Origin of the sequence: Olleya namhaensis (genome assembly GCF_900114005.1) — a bacterium.
GTDB classification, from domain to species: Bacteria; Bacteroidota; Bacteroidia; order Flavobacteriales; family Flavobacteriaceae; genus Olleya; species Olleya namhaensis.
The window spans coordinates 1-1,023 of sequence record NZ_FORM01000036.1 but is presented as its reverse complement, the minus strand read 5'-3'; the positions used below and the strand labels follow the sequence as shown (position 1 = coordinate 1,023).

Annotated in this window: 1 pseudogene; it reads right to left on the bottom strand. The window is 40.2% G+C overall.

Annotated features, from left to right (window positions below):
- Positions 1-1,023, bottom strand: a pseudogene (locus BMZ09_RS16275) (hypothetical protein); the annotation flags it as partial.

The following is a 1,023-nucleotide window of genomic DNA, read 5'->3' as shown; positions in this document are numbered from 1 at the left end:
ACTTGCTGTTACTGTAATACTAGCTGTTAAGAAATCACATCCGTCTGTAGGATCTGTTCCGTCTATAACTTCTTGCTCGTTAGTTACTCCGTCACCATCACAATCTGCTGCTAACCATGCTGCATCTGCTACTAATGTTTGACTTGTGAATACTAAATCACAATTATCTAATGGATCTGTTCCATCTATAACTTCTTGTTCGTTTGTTACTCCATCACCGTCACAATCTGCTGCTAACCATGCTGCATCTGCTGTTAATGTTTGGTGGTCTAAATCGAACTCACAGTTGTTTAATGGATCTGTTCCGTCAGTAACTTCTGTTCCGTCTATAACACCATCTCCATCTGAATCTGGGTTTTGAGGATCCGTTCCTTCCGTTAATTCATCTCCATTTGTTAATCCATCATTATCACAATCTAATAGGTTCCATTCAGAACTTGCTGTTACTGTAATACTAGTTGTTAAGAAATCACATCCGTCTGTAGGATCTGTTCCGTCAATAACTTCTTGCTCATTTGTTACTCCATCACCATCACAATCTGCTGCTAACCATGTAGCGTCAGGTGTTGCTGTTTGACTGGCAACATCGAAATCACAATTGTCTAATGGATCTGTTCCATCTATAACTTCTTGTGCATTTGTTACTCCATCTCCGTCACAATCTGCTGCTAACCATGCTGCATCTGCTGTAACTGTTTGATGAGTAATATCGAATGAACAATTATCTAATGGATCTGTCCCGTCAGTAACTTCCGTTCCGTCTAATACACCATCTCCATCTGAATCTGGGTTTTGAGGATCCGTTCCTTCCGTTAATTCATCTCCATTTGTTAATCCATCATTATCACAATCTAATAGGTTCCATTCAGAACTTGCTGTTACTGTAATACTAGTTGTTAAGAAATCACACCCGTCTGTAGGATCTGTTCCGTCAATAACTTCTTGCTCATTTGTTACTCCATCACCATCACAATCTGCTGCTAACCATGTAGCGTCAGGTGTTGCTGTTTGACTGGCAACATC